Genomic DNA, 22,759 nt, shown 5'->3' with positions numbered 1-22,759 from the left:
GAGAGAACTCAGGAAAACCAGGAAGCAATGGCAACAATTTGCTTTGGTGGGAAACTATTTGTAATCGGAGTTACTAGCCACCGGTGTTAAATTCCGCGTCAACCTTAATTACTGGCAGCTAGCGCTTTGCCGCTCACGGGGAAGCATGTTTGATAAAAGGGGGCTGTTTATTCAAGCTCATATTCCTCAACTAACTCTTGCTGATCTGCATCAAGGGGTACCTGGAAATACTTTGAAAGCTCAAGAGCCTCGTTCATAACCATTCTAGAGTGTTCCAATTTATTTAAATTGAAATAGCGGATTGCCTGCGACTCACAATCAATGAATAAGCACTCAATATCGTCCTTTAAACATTCATCAACCCGTGCTTTCTCAAGATAGGATTTAATAACCATCTGCTTTTGAATCGAGATACTGGCAGCGGCATACAAAGTCGCTTCCTCAAATTCTTTTCTGGACTCGCAAACCATGATCCAACGCGCCAGATGACAAACTGCACTAATTCCTGAAAGCGAATCATTTTCGACTTCTTTTTCAATTGTTTCGAGATCAGGTTCTTCTAGCAGCTCAGCCAGGCGATTACCGTACTTTGCTGCTCGTTCCCAATCTGCCTTGAATACAGCATCGTCAGCTTTTTCAATGAGCATCGAAACCTCAACCTCTCTCGCACTTGGTCTGAAATGGCAATGAGGAAACATTGATTCCAGAAGGATGATTTGGTCGTTACTCACATTGGTATTACTGATGTATAATGTTTTTAAATTTGAGAGCTCTTTTAAGTTGCGAATCCCCTGCACACCGACCTGGGTATCGTTCAGATGAAGCGATTCTAATTGTGTGAGCCTTCTGAGATGCTCGAGACCACAATCACTGATTCTGGTGTGAGATAAATCTAAATATTTCAAGTCGGGTAAGTCTCTGAAATATTCTAAAGCTGAATCACTAATCTTAGTTTTCCTCAGGCTTAAGTTTCTCAGTTGAGGCAATCGCTTCAAATAACGTAGGCCAACTCCTTGTACGTCTGTAGAACTTAGATTTAATTCATAGAGATTTTCCATTTCGGTCAGATGATAGAGAGCTCTATCAGTGATCCTCGTGCACGCCAGATTTAATTCAATTAGTCTGTGTAATTTTGCTAAATGGATAATACCTGCATCACTCACTTTTGTCTCAAATAAATTCAGTATTCTTAATTCATGAAGACCTTCTAAATAAAGCAGTCCGTCATCTGAAACTTGAGTATGACTGAGATCAAGTAAATTCAATTGTTCTAAACTTCTTAGATGAAGGAGTCCCGCATCAGAGATCGCGGTTTCACTAAGATTAAGTATACTCAGTTTAATTGACTCCTGCAGATACTTGAGTCCTGCATCAGTGATTGTCGTATTATTGAGACTTAAAACATTTAAGTGCTGCAATTTCTTTAGATGGATCAACCACTCGTCTTTGACATTAGAATAACTTAGGTCTAATTGTTCGAGTGTCAAATTCTCTCCTGCACGAACAAGATCTTCTTGCGTGACACTTTTGCCTCTTAGGCGTAAATACTGATCAGAACTGAAGAACTCAGATTTGTCGAACATAGTTTTACTCTAATCTATGAATCATTCTTTCTTCATCGTGATAAAGATATTTCCCAATTTCATCCAGCATCAAATTATTTATGAATGATTGCTTACTTCAAATCAGCCAATGTCGATTAAGCCTTCAGGAAATACACAGACTGATCAGTTAATTGATCAAACCGAAATCACCGTGCCAGACTACATAGCTTATTGCTGCCACGTTCAGGAAGACGGTCAGCCAGTAGACGACTAAGAATTTCTGTTTGCTGGATTTGTGTCGCAGCAGGCGTTGTGCGGCCAGGGCGCCGGGCCAGCCTCCTACCAGTGACATCAAGTGCAGGGTTGCTTCTGCTGTCCGCCACTTTCCCCGTTGAGCCGCTGACTTATCCCAGGCGTAGGCGATAAATGTGACGACGCTCGCGGCACCGTATGCCACCAGCGCCAGCCAGGAGAGCCGGTTGAAATAAACAGAGACCAGTAGAAAGCAGATAAAGAGTACCGTAAACAGAACAGCGGGAGCGCTACACAAAATCTTGACTACGGACTGATCTGAAAAACGGACATGCTCGGCTTTGGGTTTACCGTCTTTGCCCGGGGTTGTTTCGTACGAAACAGGATCGCCTGTCTGCGGCCGGCGTGCTGTCCGAGTGAAAGCGCTGATGTGCACGAAGACCGCGGTGCCGTCGTCTTGAGGTGTGATAAAGCCAAAACCTTTTTCATCGTCCCAGTGTGTGATATTTCCCTGTGAACGCATTCAGATTACTTTTTGATTGGGGTGTGAATTTGTTTTGAATTGAGTGTCTGGTACTGTCGACTTATTGTAGCGAAAAGCTGAAATCGATTCGAGCTAATGAGAGTCAGATCCCAGTCTGCTCGGCACTGTAATACTCCACCAGATAAAATCTTTACGAGCGGAGTCTTTTCGTGTCTTTCGTGACATTCGTGGTTTTAAAACTGGATTTCAATTCATGGGACCAGTTCTCTATTGGCCCTCAAGTATCCATATCAGAGATGATTCTCGTTGAAATGTGAAGTTGGTCAGGTAACATGTCAAGGAACGCTGTGTGACAGGCCCTCCAGGGTTTTCTGTCTGAATAAGTTCCTGCAGATGTTGATCAGGTAAGTCCTAAGATGGTTTCGAATCGCTCAGTCAGAGATTTTGTGGCAGGGCTCATACTTGTTGTTGTGGTCGCGTATGGTGGGCTGGTTTACCTGAGCTGGTGCTTTGCGCCTGATCCCGATTCAGAATGCTTCACGATACTCAATGTACCTGCTGCGCCCGCCTGGCAGTCTTGTGCGAAAAAAGAGCTGAACTCAACCATAGTCACCGACAGGCAGCCGATTGAACCACCGGGAGGCTACCGGGGGACAGCGAGTGCTGAACTAACCACGGATCAAACATTATTCTCGTATGTCTATACTGACTACTTTGGTAAGGAGACTTACCGCATCGACTACTCTCTCGTTCTAAGCAAGAATGAAGACTGGACCGATTATGTTATACATCCCCGTGCAGATGGTGGCGGTAATGTGGGAGCCTCTGCGGAGATCAAAACACAGTTTGATCGTGATGATCGAACGTTGAACGTCACAATTCACCAGCAATTCGCACGATCACGGGAAGCAAAGTGCCTCAGCTTGAAATTTCAATGGGATGGTCACCGCTTCATTCAGGTGAAGGGCACAGAACCAGCTGCGCATTTGTCGTCTCTACCCTGTAATGGCAAACCCTGCGTAGTTGTATCCCGGTTGGTGGACCTTTAGGATGGATGCTTCAAATGCGTTCCGAAAACCCGCCTGTGGAGTGCCGCATCATGATGCGTTTCTGTCTGCTGTTGACCGGTTGTCTTGGTTTCCTTTGTCTGGAGTCTGTAAGAAGTAATGCTGCGGAACCGGAGAAGGCCGCGACCCCTTTACTAAAGATCTCGGCCCGGGTTGATCTGGGGGAGGATGTCGGTCAGAGCTTTGGTTCGCTGTTTGAACTGCGGGATGCGGATGGCACCGTGATTGCCGGGGCCGGGTTTCTGGATGTCTACAACACCCGCTTTCGCGGGGATCGGCATACGCTGCAGTTTTATGTGAAACAGCCGGGCACTATTCCGACAGCACAGACGAAACGGCTGCCTCATCCGGATCTGGATACGGGCGTGTATCTGCTGGATCTGAATCAGACGATTTCTGCCTGGAGTGGTTATCGACCCGGGGCACTGCGGACCTGGAATCCTGCAGCCGGGAAGTGGATCGATACGCCGGAGCCTCCCACGGGACCGGTGGGTTCCGGGGATGGCATGCAGAGAGTCGGGACCGGCGTGCTCACGTTTTCTTCCAACCGGGCGGCTTATAATGGGCGTATCATTCTTGGGCCACCTGCTGAGGGCCGCTATTACAACTTCTATTATGCGCAGGGCTTTCTCTGTTTCTATCATGGCAAGCGGTCCGAACAGGGGGGCTTTACGAAGGTTGTGGCCTGTCCCTGGAAGCCGTCGGATGGGGGAGCGGTGGATCTGTCGCAGGCGGTGAGTATCGACTGCAAATTTGTCGGAGCGACCCCGTTCGCCTGGGGGCAGTATCGGAATGAACTGCTCACGGTTTCGAACTGGGGAGGCGTCTATGTGTTCGATGGAAACAAGTGGCGGACGATTCTGGAAGCCAGCGACAAAAGCAGCTACCAGGTTTATTCGATGCTGAACTTTCGGGACCGGCTGCTGCTGGCCCAGTATCCAGCGGGCGAGCTGTTTGAGTATACGGGGGGGACTGAAATCAGGCAGCTGTCCGGCTGGCCGCCCCGGCTGCCGGGGGTTTCGCCGAGTGCCCGTGAAGCCCAGACGCTGGCGATTTACCGGGGTGATCTGTTTGTGGGAGTCTGGCCCTGGGCCGAGTTGTGGCGGTACGACGCGGACGCCGACCGCTGGTCTTCTGAGGGGCGGATGTTTTCGCATCCCGAACTGACGGACCAGACGGTGCATCCTTACGAGGCGGAAGCGGTGCAACATAAGCTGGTACTCAATCACTGGGGGCAGCGAATTACCGGACTGGTGCCGCTGGGGGGCGCGTTGATGGTCTCGACCTCTTCCAAGGGGACCTATCCCTGGTCGGATCAGTACACGTTTCTGACCGATGCGCAGCGACGGGAATATGGAGCCGTCTTGGCGTTTGAGATGCCCGGGAATCTGGCAGCGCAGTTGAAATGGAAGGATCAGCCGCTGGAGCTGGAGTTCTGCATTGAACCGGGGCGACTGGTGATTCGTCAGGACGGCCAGGAGATTGGAGCGACTGCGTTTGCAGCGACGGAAGTGGAGCGGTTGCAGCAGGCGCGCGTTGTCTGGGGTGAGGGCGTGTTTGGGAAGCTGAAGGGGACGGTGCAGGGGACGCGGGAGTGAGGTGCGGTTTCTCAATATACCGCATTTGCGCTGTGACCTCCTGTTGCCTGTGGCAATCGTGGATTGCATCCGGGATCTCCCTCTTTGTTTTCACTGGTGGTTGATGTGCGCTGGTTGTACGTCTGCTGTCGCTGCTGGTGCCGATCTGTATGATCTCCGGGTTGTTATTCTGAGCGGAATGGCGCTCGCCACCGGTGTTGTATTCGGCGCCGATCCTGGTTACCGGTGGCTGGCGCCTTGCCGCTCACGGGGATGCGTCTAATGGGGGAATAGGCGCTACGGCTTATGGTATCAGGTTAGATCGGTGGCTGGTGAGGGGCGGTTTCTTACTCTTGCGCATTTGTTCTGTGACCTCCTGTTGCCTGCGGCAATCCCGGATTACATCCGGGACCACCCGATTAAGTGAGTTTCAAATGGATCATGATTTCATCTGTGTTGTGTGGCTATTGCTGTTTGCTGTTGTTGCATCCTGGGGATTGGCGGCTGGGGGTCAAGACAGAATTTTGTCCCGATGTGGCCGGATTTTGTCCTGCTCTGTCCGGGATTTTGTCCTGGTTCATCCGGACTCTGTCCCGGTTTGCCCTGAACAGCGGGAACGCAGATGGCACAGCGGTGCGAACTGCTTGGGTGTAAACATGGTGAAAAACGATGCTGGTTCAGGTGCAGAAACGTCACTGGTTCCGACTGTTTCCGTGAGTGCCGACCCGCCTCGCGCGCGAGCCAGAAGGGAACCAGCATATGATTCGGAACGGGGCGATCAAGTTCAATTTCTGCAGGTGAAAGTGCAGGAAGTTCATGGGAACGTTCCGACAGCAAAAAGAGGTAAATTGAGTGCTGGGAACGGGATTTGACGCCCTGCAAGAGTTTGCACTCAGCGGGTGCAGGGTCTGCAGAATCTTTCAGGGTGCTGAGGCGATTCCTTGTTCCCAGAGTGCGTCAGGGGGTTGGTTTCAGGAGTACAGATTTGTTTCATAAAAAAATAAAAGTGTGGTCGAATGGTCGAAATCAGGAGGTGGATGCAGGCTGTGTGCATCCGATCAAGCGGGGAATCTCCTGAAAATCAGGGGGAATTCTCTGCATGGGACAGGAAGTGAAATTCGTCAAGTGAAGAATGACAGATTTTTACGAACGGGTACGACGACTGTTCAGCAGTGGGTGTTTTTCGAGTGTATTGGCATTGGATATGCATATTCTCGTCAGCAGTCCGGCAGGAACGGGTTTCTCCCGTGCTGTCATCTGAGGAACGAAATTATAGCTCATACCACTACTTCCTCACTTACCGACACTCCTGACCAACCTGCCCGGGGCTTAACATCAGAGGAACATTTAAGACCATGAAAAGTACAATGACCGTCGCCAGCTTTCTGGCTCTGATTTCACTCTCGCTAACCGGTTGCGAGTATCTCCCGCAGACTCACGCCGAATCTCACACCGCAGCGCCAGGTAAGGCACATGGCGAAGAACATGCGGATGGTCACGCCGATGAACATGGCGAGGCGCATGCTGAGTCTCACGGTGAGGGACACGGAGCAGGGGGACATCACGCGGTTCACAAGATTATTGTGACGACTCCCGTAAAAAAAGATGTGATCAGCACCCAGCAGTATGTCTGCCAGATTCACTCCTGTCAGCACATCGAAGTTCGCGCCCTGGAAGGTGGTTACCTGGAAAAGATTAATATTAAAGAAGGACAGCACGTCAAGAAGGGGGATCTGCTGTTCAAGATCCTGCCGACGTTGTTCCAGGCCCGGATGGAATCAGAACTGGCGGAAGCCAATCGCGTGCAGATTGAGCTGGATAACGCCCAGTCGTTGATGGATAAGGGGATCGTTTCGTCACAGGAGATCGCGCTGAAAAAAGCGGAGCTGGCGAAAGCGAAAGCCAAAGTGCAACTGGCCCAGGCGGAACTGGGTTTTACGAATGTCAAAGCTCCCTTCGACGGGATCGTCGACCGCCAGCGGAATCAGCTGGGAAGTCTGATCGAAGAGGGAGACGTTTTGACGACCATGTCCGACAACAGTCTGATGTGGGTTTACTTTAACGTGCCCGAGGCACAGTACCTGGAGTACAAAGCCGAGTTGGATAAGGATGGCGGGAAATCGGACCATCTGCAGATCGAACTCAAACTGGCCAACGGCGAAATCTTTCCTCAGCAGGGGAAGATCGGTGCAATTGAAGCTGATTTTAATAACATGACGGGGAACATCCCCTTCCGTGCAGATTTTCCGAATCCGGAAGGGTTGCTGCGTAACGGTCAGACCGGAACGATTTTGATTCACCGCACCTTACAGAACATTCTCGTGATACCACAGAGAGCGACTTTCGAGATTCTCGCCAAACGTTATGCGTTCGTTGTTGATAAGGACAACGTCGTACACCAGAGAGACATTGAGATCGAGGGCGAACAGGATGATATCTTCGTGCTCAAGGGTGGTCTCAAGGAAGGCGAGAAGATCATTCTCGAAGGAATTCGTCAGGTGAAAGACGGCGACAAGATCAAATACGATTTCCGTGACCCACAGGAAGTACTCAGTAACCTGAAATATCACGCGGAATAAGCAGGTAAGATCAATCATATGTTCGCTAAATTTCTACATCGCCCGGCATTGGCGATGGTCATCTCGCTGCTCATCCTGTTTATGGGTGGGCTGGCGATCACGGCCCTGCCAATTTCCCAGTTTCCGTCTGTCGCTCCACCGAGTGTGGTTGTGGCCGTCTCCTATCCAGGTGCGAGTGCCAAAATTCTGGTTGACTCCACCCTGGTGATCCTGGAGCGCGCCATCAACGGTGTACCCAACATGCGGTACATGAGCTCTGCCGCCACCAGTGCGGGTGAAGCCACGATCAAGATCATCTTCGAACCGGGTACTGACCCGAACACGGCGGTCTTGAACGTGAATAACCGCATTCAGATGGTGAAGAACCGTCTGCCCCCTATCGTGGAGCGTGAGGGGATTATCGTCATGCAGAACATGACGAGTATGTTGATGTACGTGAACGTCTACAGTAAAGACCCGAACGTCGACCAGAACTTCCTCTATAACTACACCACGGTGAACCTGCTCCCCGAAATTAAACGTATTCGCGGGGTTGGCCGGGCGCAGATTCTCGGTAACCGTGCATACGCGATGCGGGTCGAACTGGATCTGGACCGGATGCGGGCCTATAAAATCTCTTCCGCAGACGTGATGGAGGCGATCAAGGAACAGAGTATGATCGGTTCTCCCGGGCGACTCGGTCAGGCGACGGGTACGACGTCGCAGACGATCGAGTACGTGTTGACCTGGGTCGGCCGTTACAATAAACCGGAGCAGTACGAGAACATCATCCTGCGTGCGAACCCGAACGGGGAGATTCTGCGCTTGAAGGATGTGGCCAAGGTTAACCTGGGGTCATCGTTCTACGACCTGTATTCGGACATCGACGGCTATCCTTCCGCGTCAATCGTGCTTAAGCAGATTCCGGGCTCTAACGCTGCGGACGTGATTGCGAAGGTGAAGGAGAAGCTGAAAGAGATCAAGACGGAGTCATTCCCGCCGGGGATGGACTACGCGATCAGTTACGACGTTTCGAACTTCCTGGATGCTTCTATCGAAAAGGTGCTGCATACCCTGTTCGAAGCGTTTATCCTGGTGTCGCTGGTGGTGTTCCTGTTCCTGGGAGACTTCCGCAGTACGCTGATTCCGACGCTCGCGGTGCCTGTGTCGTTGATCGGGACATTCTTCTTTATGAGTATGTTCGGCATGTCGATCAACCTGATTACGCTGTTCGCACTCGTGCTGGCGATCGGGGTTGTGGTCGACGACGCGATCGTGGTGGTGGAAGCGGTGCACGAAAAGATGCACGCCAAGCACCTCTCGCCTTATGCTGCTACCAAAGAGGTGGTGGCTGAGATCAGTGGTGCGATCATTGCGATTACCCTGGTGATGACCTCCGTGTTTATTCCGGTGACGTTCATGCCGGGGGCGGTGGGTGTCTTCTATCGTCAGTTCGCATTGACGATGGCGATGTCGATTGTGCTGTCCGGTGTGGTCGCGTTGACACTGACTCCGGTGTTGTGTGCGATGATTCTCAAGCCGCATACTGGCTATGTCGAACAGAAGGGGATTGTCGGTCTGATTAACCGCCTGCTCAAGAAGATCAGCGGCCGGTATGCCTTTGTGCTGCGGGGGCTGCTGTGTGTCTTCCTCGGAGCCGCGGTGGGATATGGCGTTTACGAACTGCTGCATGTGGAGATCGTGCACGAAGTGCTTTCGGAACAGATTGAACTGTCGCATCTGCGGACCGTGATTATCGGGGTCGTGATGGCGGTGTTGTTCGCCTTTACGTTCCGGGCGGTCTTCTCCGGCAGTGAACCCAACGAGAAGAAAAAGAAGGGGCCGATCGGCATCTTTCTGTACTACTTCGACCGGGGTGTGGACAAGGTAACGAATGCGTTTACCTGGATTGTGGGTCTGATCATCACCCGGCGTATTTTCACCATGATTGTGATTGGTGTTTTCGGTTACGGGATTTTGCTGGTCAACGAAGTGCTGCCCTCCGGGTTCATTCCGCTGGAAGACCAGGGGGTGATCTACGGGATTATCCAGACGCCCCCCGGTTCAACGCTGGAGTATACGAACTCGAAGTCGCATGAACTGCAGAAGATCTGTGAAGAGTTCGATGAAATTACTTCGGTGACTTCACTGGCGGGTTACGAAATTCTGACGGAAGGCCGTGGTTCCAACGCGGGTACCTGTCTGATTAACCTGAAGCCCTGGTCCGAGCGGAAGCTGACTTCGAAAGAGATCATTGAAGAGCTCGAACAGAAAGGGCGGGCGATTGCCAACGTGAAGCTCGAATTCTTCGAGCCGCCTGCGGTGCCCGGTTTCGGTGCAGCCGGTGGTTTCTCGCTCTGTCTGCTCGATAAGACCAACAGTGGCGACTACGACGCGTTCGGTAAAATCACCGAGAACTTCCTGGCGGAACTGGGTAAGCGGAAAGAGTTGAAGGGTCTGTTTACCTTCTTCGCGAATAACTATCCGCAGTACGAAGTTGTGATCGACAACGACGTGGCGATGCAGAAGGGGGTCTCGATTGCAGACGCGATGGATAACCTTTCGATTGTCGTGGGTAGTACATGGGAGCAGGGTTTCATTCGCTTTGGACAGTTCTACAAAGTGTATGTGCAGTCCGCGCCGGAGTTTCGTCGGTATCCTGAAGACCTGCGGAACATGTTCGTCAAAAACGATGAGGGGGAAATGGTACCTTACTCAGCGTTTATGAAGATTAAGAAGATGCAGGGGATGAACGAAATTAACCGTTATAACCTGTATACGACGGCGATTATTCAGGGAGCTCCTTCGACGGGTTACAGTTCCGGTCAGGCAATCGATGCGATTAAGGAAGTGGCGGAAAAGACGCTGCCTCACGGATATGGTATCGGCTGGCAGGGGCTGGCGTACGACGAGGCCAGCAAGGGGAATACGGCGATCTACATTTTTGCGATCGTGGTGATCTTTGTGTACCTGGTGCTGGTGGGTCAGTACGAGAGTTTTGTTCTGCCCCTGGCGGTAATCGTCTCGCTGCCCGTCGGTCTGTTTGGTTCGTTCCTGATGTTGAAGTCGATGGGCCTGGCCAACGATGTGTACTGTCAGATTGGTCTGGTCATGCTGGTAGGTCTGTTGGGTAAGAACGCGATTCTGATTATTGAATTCGCGGTACAGCGACGCCAGGAAGGACTGAGCATCAAGGATGCAGGGGTCGAAGGTGGTAAGCTGCGATTCCGGCCGATCGTGATGACGTCGTTCGCGTTTATCGCGGGTCTGGTTCCTCTGGTCCGAGCTACGGGGCCGGGTGCCATCGGTAACCGAACGATTGGTACCACGGCGGTCGGCGGGATGCTCATGGGGACCCTGATCGGGGTGTTTGTGATCCCCGGTCTGTACTTTCTGTTCGCCAAGATGTCTGACGGGAAGAAGCTCATCAAGGATGAGCATGATGAACCGCTCAGCGAACTGGTCGAGCACAGGAGTCACAGCAATCACTACGACGAACCCGAGCATTAACGGGTCTGTGACGGACTTGTAAACAGGAGAGAACGCACGGTGCTGGACCACAAATATCTGGTTCAGCGCCGTGCGTGTTTTTTTGTGTAAGGCACATCAATCAGTACAAAAAACTCTGATTTTCAAATGTGAAACCGTATCGATTACGCAAGCTTTTCCAGAGTCGCTTGGGCGTTAAACGAAACGCCTGCACGCGTTCCTCATGCGTGCCAACAGGCGGAAAAGTTTGACAGGCTTTCCTGATCGTATCTTTCTGCGAACGTCTTACAGGCTGTCCTGAGACGTGGGCGCAGGCCGCAAACTCAACACAGCTTCTGCAGGCGTAGCCTCGTCGATGCAGCGCGAAAAGAATTCACAAGTTACAGTCCTATCCTGCACTTACACGGTAAGAGCCTGTATTGCAGTACGACGCTTTCGTTGATGCTGTTATGTGAATTTAAATTGCTGCAGGCAATATAGTGGATTGCATGATTCTGTGGTCTGCAGCGAACTAACTGCCGATAACAATTGAGACGGCTCTCAAGATACCCGCCTCGTTTCAGCTGTCTCGGTTCGATTGTTCAGATCGGATCCATCCGGAAGGATTTCGGATATTCTCCGGGGCGGATGCTACTGTGTTCCCCCGAAAGAAGCGAGATGAATTCAGTTTCACTGTTTAACAGGAATGACGACAGTCGCAGGGTGCAGAATAATGAGATGGAACTCCCCCACTGTTTTTTTATATAACGCGATTCAGCAACCGCATGTGATTGCTTTGGCGATGGTCTGCAGCATGCTGCTGCTTTCAGGGTGTCAGATCCCGGATCTGTTTGGTGCAGCTGAAGGAGCGCCTCTGCCGGATGACTTCAGCGGGAGAGCGAGTGTCGACAGCTCCGCTGACGTGGGCATCAAGGAATTCTTCGATGACCCAACGCTGACTTTTCTGATTGGTCAGGGGCTGGCATCGAACCAGGAACTGCAGATCCGCAACTGGGAAGTCCAGGTCGCCAGCAACGAGGTCCTGTCGCGACGAGGTGCTTATCTTCCCTTCGTCACGGTCGGAGCCGATGGTGGTTTTGATCGGACCAGTCGCTTCACTCCCCTGGGAGCCGCTGAGGATCAGTTGACCTACCCGGGTTCAGGCGGAGCGAATTTCCCGGATCCTCTGGGGAACGTAAGACTGTCAGCGAATCTGTTATGGCGGATTGACGTCTGGCGTGAATTGAGAAACGCCCGCGATGCTGCAGAACAGCGTTTGTGCGAAGCAATTGAACTGCGGAACTATTTCGTTACCCAGCTGGTGGCTGAGGTGGCAGACAATTACTATGAGCTGGCTGCTCTGGATCAGCGACTGGTCTATCTGAATCAGACCATTGAACTGCAGAAGAAAAGCCTGGAAGTAGCGAAGTTCCAGAAGGATGCGGCCCGGGGAACCGAACTGGGTGTCCAGCGATTCCTGGCGGAAGTTCGTAAAAACGAGAGTGAAAAGCTGATCGTAAGTCAGCGGATAATTGAAGTCGAGAACAGAATCAACTTCCTCGTTGGTCGATATCCACAAGCAGTGGACCGGGTTGGCTGGGATTTCATCAAGCTCGATTCGCAGCCTTTGCACGTCGGTGTTCCCTCACAGCTGCTGTTGAATCGTCGTGACATTCAGGCTGCGGAACGCGAAGTAGCTGCTTCGGGTCTGGATGTGCTGGTCGCCCGGGCTCGTTTCTTCCCCCGGTTTGATATTACTGCCAGCGTGGGATACGAGGCTTTCAATCCCCGTTACCTGTTTGATCCAGGTGCATTCATTGCGAATGCCGCCGGTGGTCTGGTCGCACCGCTGCTCAACAAGAAAGCCATCCAGGCGGATTACAAGAACGCGAACGCCCGCCAGATCCAGGCGATCTACCATTATCAGCGGACTGTGCTGAATGCATTCACGGAAGTCGCGAACGGCATCTCCAAAGTCGAGAAATACCGTTCCAGTGTCGAGCTCAAGCATAGCCAGGTGAAAGCCCTCGAAGAATCTGTTTCGGTGGCGACTCAGCTGTTCCAGAACGCCCGGGCGGAGTACATCGACGTGCTGTTCTCGCAGCGTGACCTGCTCGAAGCGAGAACCGACCTGATCGAGACCAAGCAGCAGCAGTTGTCTGCGATCGTCAATACCTACCAGGCTCTCGGTGGTGGTTTCCTGATGTCGAATGCCGGTGAAGTGTATGACGAATACTTCACCCCGGAGCCGCCTCAAATGGACGGTGGCATGGGTGTGCCTCCCGTACCGGATAATTTCGATATGACATCGGCCTCGGGTAAAGCCAGCCTGATGACAGGTTCGGAAGACCAGGCACCGCCGGCTGCTCCCGTCACGGAAATCGTGCTGCCGCCCGCGCCTGCACCGGGTAAAGTCAGTCTGGAATCAGCTCAGACTGAGGACGAATCGTCACCGCCTTCACTGGGCGAAGTCAGCCTGACACCGCCGATCGACGATGCGGCACTGCCTCCTTCGCTGCGTGAGGACAGCCTGTAGTCCGAGAGTAAGAAATCCACAACGCCTGGTGAGACGGATCAATTCCTGTTTCACCAGGCGTTTTTTTATTGATTAGAACAGCTTGCCCTTACAGGAACATCATTCGTATCCAACGGTAATTCTTACTCTTCCAGGCGTTTGTTGAGCCAGCTGGAGACCCGATGGTACAGATGTCGGCCGACGGAGTAGTGCTGAGGCCGACAGGTGACATCGATCCGCTGTCCTGCATGTAGCTCAGAGGACTGATCTGAAGCGAGCGAGACCACGAGGTTGAACCGGGGATCGAGCAGCTCGTATTCGTCTCCCTTTTTTTCGGAAGACGCTGGTTTGACAGGCAGCGCACCGCCGTATGCTGCTGCGAGAGCGGGATGAGTTAACGTCACACTGGCACGCGGGACCACCTTCTGCACCGGACAGGGAATCGCTTGATGGTGAGGGAGATGTGCCAGGACGGTGCTCCCCGGCGTGTTCAGGAAATGCTCGAGCTCATGCTGCGCAACGGCGATGTGCAGCTCTTTATGGCGGTCGTCTCCAATGGTGATAATGGGATCTCCCTGTTTGACATACGTTCCGAGCTTTGCCTGCAGATTGCGGGTCACCACGCGACCGTCGATTTCAGAGCGGATCGTCAGCTCTTCGAACAGTTGTTCTTTTTCCTGAAGTTTTGCCTGTAGGTCCTGCAGTACTTCCTGTTCGATCTGTCGCTCTGCGATTTTGCGTTGCTGGTCGAACTGGTAGATCCGTAACTCTGACTGTTGAATTTCGATTCTCAATTTCGCCAGCTCGAGTTCCAGATCGGGATTCCATAACTGGATCAGCGTCTGTCCCCGGTGAACCTGTTGTCCGCTTTGCACTTCGATCTGTTTGATAAAGCCAGGCAGAGGGGCGTGCTCGGTTCCTTGAGGGGGATAATCCACGATCGCCGGCGCCTGGAAGTTTCCCAGCCAGGGGACGTAGGCCAGGACCAGAAAACTCGTCAACAACAGAGAACCGCTGACCAGCACAAATCGGCCTCGTTGCGGAGCTTCCCCCGGCTTTCCCACTGCAATATACATTGCACACCGCCAGACAGGCTGGATGATCCAGAGTGCAATAGCGATCCCGGCGAGAATGACTCCGGCTCCTTCCAGCAGAGTCGCCGCAGCGACCGTGAGGGTGATGCAGACTAAAATCCGCCAGCAGAGCGAGGCGATTCCATAGCCGGCTGTGATCAGCCGGACGCGCCGCGACCAGTTGGGGAGCAGGGTATTCACGCCTAGAAACGTTCGTTTGGCCCACTGCCTGATCCAGAGTTGCCCGTTCGTAGACAGGTTGGGGATTTCCAGCAGGTCGACCAGGATGTAGTAGCCATCAAATTTCATCAACGGGTTCAGGTTAAACAGCAGGCTGGTGATACTTGCCGTGAAAACGATGTTGAAGCAGGCATGGTTCAGCCAGGCATGCGAAGTCTGTCCCCAGACCAGAGCGGCGAGGGCTGCGATCAACAGTTCGACGTAGAGTCCAGCTGCGGCAACATGCATTCGTGACCAGCGGGAGGGGAAGCTCCAGCTGGAAGTGACATCGACATAAGGGAGCGGGGCGAACAGGACGAACAGCGATCCTGCTTCACGAACGGAACCCCGATAAAGCTTACAGACGATGCCGTGTGCTGACTCGTGGCACAGCTTGAGAATCACCCAGCAGCCGGCCAGCCAGATCCAGTTGTCTGCGGAGAGTATCGTTTGGGATGAACCATAGAATGCGTCCCAGTTCAGGCCGATGCGAAACAGAGCCCAGAGCAGCAGGCTGCACCAGGCGATCAGCGCGGGAGTGGAGAACAGCCAGCCCCAGGTGTGTGCCAGTCGGGAGAAGAGTCGGTCCGGATTGCCAATCGGCAGACGAAAGACGAGGAAATTCAATTTTGCAAGCCAGGCTGTCGCTGGACTTTGATCGGCGCCAGCCGGACGCAGTCGCTCATCCTGGTTTTTCAGTAACTCACTGCCGAACGCCCATTGGCAAAGACTGATAATGTCGTCCTGTGAGAGTTGATGAAAGGGGAGCGCGGTTGAGAGTTTGCTGTAACATTCCTGAACAGTCGACCGTCCGTCGAGCAGCCGCAGGAACGTATATTCGGTCTGACCCACACGATAGTAACGCGAGTGCAGGGAATCGTTGATGGTGTAGTAGTCCTCACCATTGGCATGCTGGAGTGTGAAAGTCAGATCTGCGCGCAGTTTGAGCCGGCTGCTGAAAAAATCGCGGATACTCACATCGGGCTGCATGCTCTCACCTTCCAACACTTAATACAGGTACTTCCTGATCAGATTCCACGGTTTGTGAAACAGGATCCAGTAGACAGGCTGTGGGGCGGTCTGAATACTGGCCCGCCCTTTCATCCCCGGTCGCAGCAGGCCCTGGCTGTTATCCACGGCTGCTTCCGCCACGAAAATATTAGCGTCATCCCGCAGTTCTGCCCGGGGATGAATTCGTTCCAGCTGCAGGGTCTGGTCTGAGTCGGGTAGTGCTTCCAGGCGAATATGAACGCTCTGGGCTTCCCGCACATGACTGATTTCAGAATCGGGCACGGCGACCTCCACGACCATCTGATCCAAAGGGGCGATTTCAAACAGCGCCTCGCCAATCTCCAAGGGTGCCCCTTCGGCCCAGTTCATAGTTCCCGCGACGACGATCCCGTCGACGGGACTTTTGATTTCCAGATTGTTGATGCGATGATCGAGCAGCTCGATTTCCAGACCGAGGCGTTCCGCTTCCAATCGTGACAACTGCTGGGTCGTAAAGTCGCGGGCCGCCTGGGCCGAGTCGCGACGTTTGATCGCCTGCTTCTGATCTGAAATCAGGCTGGCCCGTTTCCACTTGAGTTCCCGGGGATCCATCCGGGCCAGAACGTCTCCCTGGTGGACCAGGTCTCCCGGTTCGACCAGCATGGTTTCCAGTGAGCCGGCAAAGGGGGCGACGACGAACCGCTGCATCACCGGTTCGAGCTGACAGGCACATTTGACCTGGTAAGGCCAGGGAATAAACATCAGGGCCGTGAAGAGCAGGCAAGCAGCCAGCACCGCCCGGCGGGTCTTTCCTTGCAGCGACTGACGGACAGCCGCCTTCCAGTTTCCTCTCAGACTCGATCGCCTCTGCGCAGCATGCAAGGCATTCGCCAGGGGCTGACCAGCGGCTTCCAGCAGGCATTGCGTCTGTTTCAGTCGATCCAGCGGGAGGTCGACAACACAGACTACGGTATCTGCCTGCTGGTCAGTGCAAGTGAGTGGGACACAGAGAATTGATTTCGCCTGCAGTTGCTCGCCAACCGTTTGCAGCGGTCGAAGCTCGGCGTTTTCAGTACTGTGTTGGTCGGTCCAGACGAGTGATGTCTGTTGCCTGAGCGTTTCATCCAGGGCTGCTTCGATGAGTCCAACCGATTTCGCCGCCTTGTCAAACTGGGGGCAGCCCGAGAGTCCCACTAGGCGACAACGCGTGTGAGTTGCTTCTTGACTGCCGATGGCGATCTGACGACAGCCCAGATAATCGGCCAGATCAGAGGCGGTCTGGCCGGCTGCCTGGGTGAAGTTGGTGGAACGGGACAGATTCGAAAGCAGTTCCACAATCGCAGCGGAGTCACGGGCATGTTGTTCCTGCTGCAGCCCCTCGCGCAGCGTCTGCCAGAGTGTGATATGAGTTGCGAGTGCCTGCAGGAGCAGCGAGAACGGTTCGGTTGAATTTGTCGCGGGAAAGACCACACCCAACGCGTCAGCCGCCTGTCCCCGGGTGGTGATGGGCGCCGCATAGAGCATGAAGTTAATGTCGACGCAGGGCTGAATCTCGACTTCTTTACTCTGGATGCTGTTCTGACAGACCTGGTTCAGCTGTGAAAGCAGGGCGGCATCAGGTGTGGAGGCTGATTGTTGATACAGGATTCGACTGGTGGCTTGAGTTGCTGTTTCCGCGGGGTGGTAATAGAGGATCAAAGCCGGCTGACAGTGCTGTTTCAGTTCTCCGATTAGTGAGTGCAGCAGTTCGTCAAATGTCTGAGCCGTCAGCGCGCAGCGCAGCAGGGACTTGTGCAGACTGCGATGTCGACGTCCCCTGTGATTGAGGACGCGAACCGGTGGTCGTTGTTTCGGATGAGTGCTTTCCGGATGCATGGCAGATTAACTTTCCAATTGAATCGTACAACGTTCGCCACTGCGAAAATCTCCCTTCTGGTTGTCGATCCGGATTTTGACCAGCACGGTGCCGCTCTGGGCATCGGTGACTGGTGAAATGTACTCAATCGTTCCTTCGGTTGAGGTCTGGTTGTGTTTAAATGAAATTCTGATCTTGTCGTTGATGTGTAATTGGGCGGCCTGCTGGCTGGTCAGCGTGAAGTAGGCCAGTAGCTGATCGAGTTGTACGAGCGTCATGGTTTCGGGACTGTTGGGGGCGACAAATTCGCCCTGCTCTTTGTGGATCAGGCTGACGACGCCGGAAATCGGTGCTCGGATCGTGCGACGGTCAATCTGGGTTTTGATTTTCTGATATTCGAGTTTGCGGGACAGGAGTTCTTCCTGAACCGTCTGGATGTTGGCTTTCGCGACGGCATTTTCATAACGGGCCCGATCGACCTCTTCCTGGCGGGCGTTGCCTTCCTGTCGCAGTGATTGCAGGATCTTAAGGCGTTCGCTTTTCAGTTCCAGTTCTGCGCGGACACTTTCCAGACGTCCCCGGGCATTCATGTTCTGCTCTGCGACCGCCAGCAGGGCCTGGTAGATATCATTGTTGAGTCGCACGAGTGGCGTTCCCTGCGGGACCGCTTCTCCCTCGCTCACAAAAATCTGATCGATGACACCTGTTTCGTCTGTGGCGACCCGGATCGTACGGTAAGGTTCGGTGTACCCTTCCAGTTCGACGGCGAACGCGCGGAGCGGGCTGCAGGCCAGCAGTCCTGTCAGGCTCATCAAGATCCAGAAATTAATTCGTCTTGAATACATCTGCGCTCCACGCTTGTTAAATAATCAGACTCGTTTCCAGTTCAGTTCAATGGGATCAGTTCCACGTGCTGCAGGTGGCACTGCTTAACCAGTCATCATGCTGGGTCAGTTGTTTCCGCCGCTGCCTGCCAGTCTCTTCTACTCTGCGTTGGGTCTTTGTGATTTTTCCCAGGGTCTGTCTGCTGACAGGAATTTCGCCGGTCTCGTCAGCCAGTTGTTTCAGTGAATCGACCCAGGCGGACTTGGCCTGGCGGAACAGGGTGTCATCGAGCGATGCCAGGATTTGACTCGAGCCTGGTTCCCCCTTGCGGGCAGCACGTCCGATTAACTGCCGGTCGATACGTTCGGTCAGCTGGAAGCCGGCGGCCAGTACATGCAAACCGCCCGACTCAGCGACGCCCGGACCCAGTTGAATATCGGTTCCACGACCTGCCAGGTTCGTAGCTATGGTGACTGCCTGCGGTTGTCCTGCGGCTGCGATGACAGCCGCTTCTTCTGCATCCTGGATTCCATTCAACAGCTGGTGAGCGATTCCCAGTTCATGCAACATATTTGAGAGTCGACGGCTGGCATCAATATCGGCTGTACCTGCGAGTATGGGGCGATGAGTGTGCTGCATTTCCTGAATCGTACGCACGAAGGCCTGTTCCCGGCTGTGTTGGTCTTTAAACAGGCGGACGGGGAGATCCGTCCTGCGACTGGGCCGGTGCGGGGGAATGTAAGAGTAGCGGACTCCGTATACCTCTCTCAGTTCCTGCTGGCAACCTTGCACGGTTCCCGACATGCCGCTCAGTTGATCGTAAAGCTGGAAGTATTTCTGTCGCATGATCCGGGCGATCGGCTGGCTCTCTGTGGTGACCGGTTTTCCCTCTTTGGCTTCCACGGCCTGGTGCAGACCATTCCGCCAGGTGCGATCGGTGAAAATGCGGCTGGTATGCGGATCGACAATCTGCACGCGGTTTTCAATGACGACATAATGCAGGTCGCGATGATAAAACAGTTCGGCCCGCAGTGCCTGTTCGACATATTGCATCCAGGGACGATCAAGGCGTTCGATGGGAATCAGGCTGCGATCTGCTGACAGACGGAGGAGGCCCAGGTCGGTGATCTGTAATTCGGAAGCCTGCTGATTGACGAGGAAATCCTGCCCTGCTTTGAGAGTAAGCGCCGCCTGTCGTGCCGCCTGGTAAATGTCTGTGTTGTCTGCCGGCTGTCCCCCCTGCGAAGAGAGGACCAATGGAACGGTGGCTTCGTCGATGAGTACACTGTCTGCTTCATCGATGATCGCGACGGCATGCGCAGACTGGACCGGCTGTGGAGGAGTCAGCAGCTGGCCATTCAGGGTGCGGGTAAACTGACTGCCCAGTCGAGGACGTTGCTGAGAGAGCGTCATGATCTGATCGCGGAGATAGTCAAAACCGAACTCATACCCTGGTCCATACGTAATGTCGGCTGCGTAGGCAGTTCGTTTTTCTTCTGGGGACAGGCGCGGTTGATTCAGGCCTGCAGTTAAGCCGAGGCGATGATATACCGGAGAAAGCGTCTCAAAATCGCGTTCCGCGAGGTAATCGTTGACCGTCATGACGTGCACGCCACGCTCTGCCAGCGCGTACCAGCAGGCTGGTAAGACTGCAGTGATCGTTTTTCCTTCTCCGGTTTGCATCTCCACGATCTCACCGCGGATCATCGCCAGTCCCGCCATGAGTTGTTCCCGGTAATAATTCAATCCCAGAGCACGGCGGACTGCTTCGGAGACGAGGGCAAAGGTCAGGATCGTAGTCTGCTCAGGGAGATTGTGATTCTGCTGTTTCAACTGCTGGTAACGGCTGGCGAGTTCGGTATCTCCAAGCTGTTGTAAGGCAGACGCAAGCGTTGGCACGCGCGCCAGTAGCTCGCGGTCGTGTGCGGGCTGTGTTTGTCGGGTCCAGAGATGACGTTTCATAGCTTAGGCCCCTGTTGCTGATCAGAATCGGCGGGGACTACCGGCGGCGGTGCGTCTTGTTCAGAACTGGGGACGGGACCTTCGGACATGTCTTCGGGAACGATTCGTTCCTGTCGCAGGATGGTGCCCGTGGTCCGGTTCAAGCGGGTCTGGCTGAGCACGTGGTCCACCTGGGCAGCAACGAAAGCCTGCTCTGCCTCGGCCCGGCGGTCCTGGGAGTCGATCAGGTCCTCGAGCAGAAAGCTGGATGCACGATCCAGACCGGGGGCCATTTCCCAGCGACGCTGCAGGAATTCGACATCCGCTTCCGCGGCGATCATGGCCTGGTACTGGCTCTGTAAGTTCCGGTTCGCTGTCCTGACCTGGCGGACGGCTGTTTCCACCTCTGCACGCAGGTTTTCCACGGTCAGTTCGAAGCGGCTCAACAAGCGGCGGAGCTCGACCGATCGCTGCAGGTGACGTGAGCGGGCTTCCTGACGATAGAGGGGAACCTCGAATACCAGGCCTGCAGTATAACTGGGTTCCCCGACACTGAACTGATCGACCCAGGCGCGGGAAAGATCAAATTCCCCTTTCAAGCCGGAGAGATACGTTTCCAGAACCAGGTCGAGTTTGGGAAGCAGATCGTTGCAGGCGACTCCCAGCCGAACACGGGCTGCCTCAATCTCGCGGGAAGCGATATCAACTTCCGAGCGGTATTCGAGGGCCGTGGCCATGGCGTCTTCAATGGTGACGGGCAGGCTGTTGTCGATGGGCTGCTGAATTGAGATCAGTTCCAGGTTCGGGCTGGATTTAAGCTGGGGTGAATTGACCAGGGCCCGCAGGCGTGTTTCGGAGTTCTGTACGGCGGCTTCAATGCGAATCAGTTCCGAGCGTCGTTTGGCCACGGCTGCCCGGGCGCGGGCGATCTGGCTCTGCAGGGAATCGATGTTGTAGCGCTGTTCGAGGTACTTCAGAATCCGCATGCCGTCCTGCAGGTGTTTCTGCTTCTGGATAAACAGCACACGGTTCAGGTAGAGTTCCCAGTAAGTTTCGGTCACTTTCAGCAGATGATCCTGCAGAGCGGCCTGGGTGCGATCGGAGGTGATGTCGGTATTCAGTTCCGCCAGCACGATCAGGCTCTCATTGTAAGCCTCTCCCCGGCCATTGAGGAGCGGCTGGTTATAACTCAATGTCAGCCGGGTATCTCCCTGGTTGGGCGGGACGAAAAAGATGGAGTTGCTGGTGTTCAAACCAAACTGCTGTGAAAACTCAAGCTCGCCCCCCTGACTGTTTTTACGTCTTACGCCGAAGTTCGAACTCCAGTTGTTTTCCCGCAGCCGACTGAAATTCGTCCCGGTATCAAGGGTGCTGCTGGACGGGATACTGATGCGGTTGAACTTGGATTCGATAAACAGTTTGGGATCAAACTCGGCCATCGCCTGTGTGATGGCGGTTTCGGCGATGATGGGATCGTCGTTGATGATGCGTACCTGGGACGAATTCAACAGCGTCTCCTGGATCAGCGTATTCACATTCACCGGGCTCTGGTGAGACTGAGGTCGGAACTGCAGGGTGACGCTGTCGGCCCACCAGGGAGTGAAGTTTTGCGGAATCAACTGGGTGCTCCATGCATCGGCTGCAAACGACTCTGGTAAAGGGGAAGGTTTAGCAGAGGTGGGGGCAGGAGGCAGCGGAGTGTAGGGAGCGATCGCCTGCGTCAGCTGGTAGTCTGATTTCACAGGGGGAACGGCTGCAGTTCGTATGGGAGGCTCAGCGGGCGTTTCGAAGTCAGGCGGCAATAGAGCCACCGGCGTATTGGCACTCTGACGGGGCAGGGATCTGGAATCCTGCGCTTCGTGCGCGGCCAGGCTGATCTGTGAATCTAGTTTAGCGGCATCGGACTCAGCAGTTTCATGCTCCGCCTGATTGATCGACTTTGAGGGTAAAGCCTCACTTGCGATGACTTTGTTTTCGATGAGCGCTTTCGAGTTGAGTTGGCCTGGAAGCAGCGCGCAACCCGAGCATCCCCAGACGACCAATAGAAAAACGGGCCAGAGTCGACTGTGGTGGTTCTGATCAATGGAGGGAAAAGCCTTATGCATTCTATGTACGCCACCAACATAAAAGTTCATTTAATCGTTATCTCTCTTTCAAAACCCTGTTCTTGATCAATTTACCTGTCTTTGCGGACAGTTAAGGTCTTTGCCCTACCAGCCCCTGAGGGGAAAACAATGCAATGTACAAATTTGCCCGGATTGGGGGGCAGCTCTATCCGACCTGCCTGAAATCGGGGACCTAGAGTTCTTCTGCAGAGCGTCTGCCCGTGATTCCGAAGGTCCCGTCATCTTGTTTGGAATCCAGACAAGTCGATTCGGATCCTGTCCCCGA

12 protein-coding genes are annotated in these 22,759 nt (G+C 53.8%); 5 read left to right on the top strand and 7 right to left on the bottom strand.

The features are described 5' to 3' along the window. Positions 1–167: 167 nt before the first annotated feature. A complete protein-coding gene (locus FYZ48_RS23245; protein WP_149344816.1) occupies positions 168–1,583 on the bottom strand; it encodes a leucine-rich repeat domain-containing protein in 1,416 nt (471 codons plus the stop codon). A gap of 148 nt (positions 1,584–1,731) precedes the next feature. After that, positions 1,732–2,319: a DUF1294 domain-containing protein gene (locus FYZ48_RS23240; protein ID WP_149344814.1), complete on the bottom strand. Its 588-nt coding sequence runs from the start codon at positions 2,317–2,319 to the stop codon at positions 1,732–1,734. Positions 2,320–2,696: 377 nt separating this feature from the next. Between FYZ48_RS23240 and FYZ48_RS23235 the strand changes: the two genes are divergently transcribed. The 5 genes from FYZ48_RS23235 to FYZ48_RS23215 all read left to right on the top strand — a co-directional run bounded on the left by FYZ48_RS23235 (position 2,697) and on the right by FYZ48_RS23215 (position 13,486). Beyond that, a complete protein-coding gene (locus tag FYZ48_RS23235) occupies positions 2,697–3,329 on the top strand; it encodes a hypothetical protein (RefSeq protein WP_149344812.1) in 633 nt (210 codons plus the stop codon). A gap of 14 nt (positions 3,330–3,343) precedes the next feature. Then, positions 3,344–4,945 (top strand): hypothetical protein, encoded by a 1,602-nt coding sequence (locus FYZ48_RS23230; protein ID WP_149344810.1) that lies wholly within the window; start codon positions 3,344–3,346, stop codon positions 4,943–4,945. Between the two features lie 1,334 nt (positions 4,946–6,279). Then, positions 6,280–7,503: an efflux RND transporter periplasmic adaptor subunit gene (locus FYZ48_RS23225; protein ID WP_149344808.1), complete on the top strand. Its 1,224-nt coding sequence runs from the start codon at positions 6,280–6,282 to the stop codon at positions 7,501–7,503. An 18-nt stretch (positions 7,504–7,521) separates the two neighbouring features. Then, on the top strand, positions 7,522–10,992 hold the full coding sequence (locus FYZ48_RS23220; protein ID WP_149344806.1) for an efflux RND transporter permease subunit: 3,471 nt from the start codon (positions 7,522–7,524) through the stop codon (positions 10,990–10,992). A gap of 691 nt (positions 10,993–11,683) precedes the next feature. After that, a complete protein-coding gene (locus FYZ48_RS23215; protein WP_242022748.1) occupies positions 11,684–13,486 on the top strand; it encodes a TolC family protein in 1,803 nt (600 codons plus the stop codon). A 122-nt stretch (positions 13,487–13,608) separates the two neighbouring features. Here FYZ48_RS23215 and FYZ48_RS23210 read toward each other — a convergent pair whose 3' ends face one another. The 5 genes from FYZ48_RS23210 to FYZ48_RS23190 all read right to left on the bottom strand — a co-directional run bounded on the left by FYZ48_RS23210 (position 13,609) and on the right by FYZ48_RS23190 (position 22,473). Next, complete coding sequence (locus FYZ48_RS23210; RefSeq protein ID WP_149344804.1) at positions 13,609–15,747, bottom strand: HlyD family efflux transporter periplasmic adaptor subunit; 2,139 nt, start codon at positions 15,745–15,747, stop codon at positions 13,609–13,611. 18 nt (positions 15,748–15,765) lie between these two features. Continuing rightward, positions 15,766–17,622: an efflux RND transporter periplasmic adaptor subunit gene (locus FYZ48_RS23205; RefSeq protein WP_149344802.1), complete on the bottom strand. Its 1,857-nt coding sequence runs from the start codon at positions 17,620–17,622 to the stop codon at positions 15,766–15,768. A gap of 6 nt (positions 17,623–17,628) precedes the next feature. Further along, positions 17,629–18,414: an efflux RND transporter periplasmic adaptor subunit gene (locus FYZ48_RS23200; RefSeq protein WP_187782176.1), complete on the bottom strand. Its 786-nt coding sequence runs from the start codon at positions 18,412–18,414 to the stop codon at positions 17,629–17,631. An 88-nt stretch (positions 18,415–18,502) separates the two neighbouring features. Beyond that, the gene (locus FYZ48_RS23195; RefSeq protein ID WP_149344798.1) at positions 18,503–20,389 is read right to left on the bottom strand and encodes a preprotein translocase subunit SecA; all 1,887 of its coding nucleotides are present in this window, start codon (positions 20,387–20,389) and stop codon (positions 18,503–18,505) included. After that, positions 20,386–22,473: a TolC family protein gene (locus FYZ48_RS23190; protein ID WP_187782175.1), complete on the bottom strand. Its 2,088-nt coding sequence runs from the start codon at positions 22,471–22,473 to the stop codon at positions 20,386–20,388. Before FYZ48_RS23190 ends, FYZ48_RS23195 begins: the two co-directional genes overlap by 4 nt. Positions 22,474–22,759: the final 286 nt, after the last annotated feature.

The sequence above is a fragment of the Gimesia chilikensis genome, assembly GCF_008329715.1.
Taxonomy (GTDB): domain Bacteria; phylum Planctomycetota; class Planctomycetia; order Planctomycetales; family Planctomycetaceae; genus Gimesia; species Gimesia chilikensis.
The sequence above is the reverse complement of the archived record's forward strand: the minus strand, read 5'-3'. Positions and strand labels throughout refer to the sequence as shown.